4 protein-coding genes are annotated in these 4,069 nt (G+C 67.3%); all 4 read left to right on the top strand.

The genetic code is table 11. The features are described from left to right. Nucleotides 1-162 precede the first annotated feature (162 nt). The 4 genes from ACY45C_RS20480 (at nt 163) to ACY45C_RS20465 (ending at nt 3,895) form a co-directional block, all read left to right on the top strand. Complete coding sequence (locus ACY45C_RS20480; RefSeq protein ID WP_462189177.1) at nt 163-867, top strand: cytidylate kinase-like family protein; 705 nt, start codon at nt 163-165, stop codon at nt 865-867. A 71-nt stretch (nt 868-938) separates the two neighbouring features. Next, a complete protein-coding gene (locus tag ACY45C_RS20475; protein WP_462189176.1) occupies nt 939-2,252 on the top strand; it encodes a B12-binding domain-containing radical SAM protein in 1,314 nt (437 codons plus the stop codon). Between the two features lie 58 nt (nt 2,253-2,310). Beyond that, entirely contained in the window at nt 2,311-3,504 is a 1,194-nt protein-coding gene (locus tag ACY45C_RS20470) for a DNA glycosylase AlkZ-like family protein (RefSeq protein WP_462189175.1), read from the top strand. A gap of 55 nt (nt 3,505-3,559) precedes the next feature. After that, nucleotides 3,560-3,895, top strand: coding sequence for a MazG nucleotide pyrophosphohydrolase domain-containing protein (locus tag ACY45C_RS20465; RefSeq protein WP_462189174.1), 336 nt, complete (start codon nt 3,560-3,562; stop codon nt 3,893-3,895). Nucleotides 3,896-4,069: the final 174 nt, after the last annotated feature.

The following is a 4,069-nucleotide window of genomic DNA, read 5'->3' as shown; positions in this document are numbered from 1 at the left end:
AAGTCTGCTGCGGAACGTGTCATGTTGGGAGAGCGTCTCCGTCTCCGAAACCGATCTCACGCCCGCCTACTCCGTGTGTGCGCCGACCTCCAAGACCCACAAGAGCCGTGCTTAGTCAGGGGGATCGGGTAGTGCACGACATCGTCACGAAAGGACCCTCCCGTGTTTCCGTCTCATCGCCCCAACGTCGCTTTTGCAGGGTTGACTGCTGCCGGCAAGACGACGCACGCCCGCCGGCTGGCGACGGAGCTGGGCTATGAGTACGTGTCGGCGACCGAGGTGATGCTAGAGATCTTAGGGATCGATGCGCCAGCGGAGGGGGTCTGGTTCGACAGGTTCGACCAGATCCGCACCGCCCGGCAGGGGGACGCGGCCGACATCGAGCTGGATCGGCGGCTGGAGAAGCTGGCGGCCGACCGTCAGGGCACCGTCTTCGATGCCTGGGCGCTCGCATGGCTGGCACCCGACCCGGTGGTACGGGGGTGGATCGAGTCCGACCTTGAGTCCCGCGCCCGCAAATGCCAGGTCTCCCAGGTACGCACCGCCCTGTCGCTGCACGACTGCCGCGAGCACGTCCAGGCCAAGGATTCCGACACCCGAGCCGGCTTTCTCCGCCGCCACCACTTCGACCTGTTCACCGACCGCCATCGCTATGACCTGGTGGTCTGCAACACCAACTTGATACCGATAGCCGACCGCGCCTGCGCGGACGCCGGGATCGTAGCGTTCACCCCGGTCGTGCGCGAGGCGGTGACCGCGCTCCTCGACAAGCGTCCACCGGGCGAACTTGCCACCCTGGCCGACCGCTATCCGGCGGAAATCCTGCGGATCGGGGCCGCGGGCCCCAGCACGGTTTCACGGGACTAGACGCCCAGGAAACCCCACGGCTGGAAGTCGTCACCCCCATTTCCCCACTGCTACACACCGGAGGTCACACTGTGCGTGTCGCGCTGCTCTACCCCGAGGTCTACGACATGGCCCGATTCCGGGAACGCCGCCGGGAGTTCCCTCCGTTCGGGGCTCTCTACCTGGCTGCCGTGATCGAGGACGCCGGCCACGACGTCGCCGTCATCCAGGTCCGGCCCGACCATCTGAGCCTGGACCTCACTGGCTACGACGCGGTCGGGTTCAGCCTCGCATCTTCCGCGACCTACGGATTCATGAAGGAAGCCCGCGAGCACAGCCAGATCGACCCCAGCGCGCTGGTGATGGTCGGCGGCGTGCACAGCAACTTCTACCCCGACGAATCGCTGCGCGACTTCCGTGCGGACGTGGTCTGCGAAGGCGAGTCGGAGGAGACGATCCTCGATGTGCTGGACCGGGCTGCCGCGGGCCAGCCCTTCACCGGCGTCGCCGGCACCCACTGGATCGAGGACGGGCGGGTCCGGACCGAGCCACCGCGCCGGCTGATGAGGGACATCGACCGGCTACCGCTGCCCGCCCGGCATCTGCTGCCCGTCGGGGACTTCGTGCTGGAAGACCGGCTAGCCGGCCGAGACATCCGCATGGCGCACGTGATGTTCAGCCGCGGATGCCCCTTCCCGTGCTCGTTCTGCGCGGCCGGGCAGACCCGCATCCAGTACCGCTCCGGGGCCAGCGCCCGCACCGAGTTGAACCAGCTCATCGACCGGTACGGCGTGCAGGGCTTCGCGATCGTCGACGACAACTTCATCGTCAACAAGCAGAAGGTCGGTGACATCTGCGATGCGGTCGGTGACCTCGACCTGTCCTGGTCGGCGCTGTCCCGCGTCGACACCATCGACGCGCCGTTACTGAAGAAGATGGCGACCTCGGGCTGCATCGAGATCAAATATGGAGTCGAGTCCGGAAGCGAGCAGCTCCTACGGGCGATACGCAAGAACACCACCCGCGAGCAGATCAAAGCGGCGTTCGCAGCGACCGCCGACGCGGGGATCGAGGGCAAAGCGTTCATCATCCACGGCTTCCCCGGGGAGAATGCCGAGACCACCGCGGAGACGATGAGCCTGCTGGCCGAGCTGGGATCGTCCCTGAGCCGGGTGTCGCTGTTCCGGTTCGTCCCCCTGCCTGGCACACAGGTCTACGCCGATCCCGACCGGTACGCGCTGCACGGCACGCACACCCAGCCCGACTGGGACCGCGACTGGTCGAAGTTCCACATCCACCACAACAACCGGCACTGGTGGGGCACCGCGGAGCAGTGGCAGGAGACCGAAGATTCCTACCAGCGGCTACGCCACTTCGTCGAAGACCACTGGAATGCACAGGGATGAACCCGACTCGGCCCGGCCCGTGCATGGCGGGGTGACGGACCGCTGATAGCGTGCTGCGGTGGTCGCCGTCGCTCCCCGTACCGCCGGAGCCGTCACGCTCACAGCCGACCAGGCCAGCTACTTGTGGAACTGGACGCTCACCCGGCAAGGGCTGCATCCCGATCATCGTTTGTCGTCCGTCGCCGAGATCGCATATGCCGGGCTGGGCCTCCACGCCGCGCGCTTACCCAGTCCGTTCGCGACCGTCCTCGCCCGCGCTGCCAGCCCCGAAGCCGCGACATCGCTATTCGCCCCCCAGTCGGGCCTCACCACGCTGCGGTGCATGCGCAAGACGCTGCATCTTCTACCGCTCGATCTGGCGGCCGTCGCGCATGCCGCGACCGCCCGCTACCGGTTGCGCGACGCCGCCCGAATGGCCGTCAACGCCGGTGTGTCCCAGCCCGTCGTGACCCGGGTGACCCGGCTGCTCATGCGGCTGCTCGCGGGCGGCCCGGTGCCGGTGCGGCAGATCGAAGCAGTCCTGACCGCCTGCGGCGAGCCGGTCGCGGCCGTCCGCGTCGCCGTGAAAACGGCGTGGGAACAGGGATTGCTCACCTACCTGAACCAGTCCGGTTGTTGGAATGCAGAACGCCGAGCCTTCGCGCTGACCTCCGACGTCCACCCCGGCCTGGACGTCGCGCAGGATCCCGGAAAGGCGACGCGAACGCTGGTGTACGCCTACTTCGACCGGTATGGGCCAGCGAATCTCAAGGACGCGACGTGGTGGTCGGCCCTGTCCCGGACCGCCATCACCGCCGCGCTGAACGCCTCGGATGCCGAGTGGCTGGAGGTCACCACACCGTGGAGCCCAGCCCGGGCCTACATGACCACCGCCCGGTACGAACAGTTCCTGGCTGCCGATCCCGCCGCCTACACGAGCGGGTTACACCTGCTCGCCCACGAAGACGTCGCGCTCAAGGCGTACTTCGAGACCCGAGAGAGGTATCTGGGCGGCCTACCGACAGAACAGGCGTTCAATCAGATCGGTGAAGCGCTACCCACGATCGTGCTCGACGGGCAGGTCCAGGGCACGTGGGCGTGGCACCCCGTCACCCGAACTGTCATTCCGACAGTCGTCCGCAACCGAACCGCCCTGACCCGCGGTGTCGCCGCCGCCGCCGATACGCTTACCGCCGCGCTGCGCACGGGCTGGCGCGACCGGACCCCGACCGCCGTCCGCCACGACCCCAACCAGCTCACCCTGGCCATCTGACTCTCCCAGCAACACCGGCCGGGCTCACACCTCACGCAGAGAAAGGTCCACCGCCATGCGTCCGCTGGCCGCCGGCTTTGACCTGACCGAGTTCCAGCAGTACGTCGCCGCCATGGAGAAGGAACGGGGGTTCTCCGAGCGCAGCGTCACGGAGCAGGCTCTGCTGCTGGGCGAGGAGGTCGGTGAGCTGTTCAAAGCCGTCCGCAAAAGCGAGAACCTCAGCACCGCGACAGGGTCGGTCGTCGGCTCCGTCGACGAGGAGCTCGCTGACATTTTGATCTTCGTGTGCGCCATCGCGAACCGGTGCGGCATCAACCTCAGCGATGCCCTCCTCCGTAAGGAGGCCCTTAACGAGACACGAGTCTGGGTCTCGACAGGTACGGCCTCCTGACAGATAGGTGGTGCGGCCCGCCGCACCGGCGGCGCCACGGCACCAGGGGCGACAGGGGTCAGACGTCGGTAACTCGACGGGTGAACTCCAGCGCGGTGGGATCGTCCCCGGCCGCTCGGCTCAGAGGGACGGCGATTTCGCGGATGCGGTCCTCGACTACCGCATTCGGACATG

The sequence above is a fragment of the Frankia sp. CcWB2 genome (assembly GCF_977927585.1).
This window is presented reverse-complemented; position numbering and strand designations above follow the sequence as displayed.

Coding starts and splice junctions, on each gene's coding strand:
- ACY45C_RS20465 (WP_462189174.1), top strand. CDS start 3,560: ATGCGTCCGCTGGCCGCCGGCTTTGACCTGACCGAGTTCCAGCAGTAC.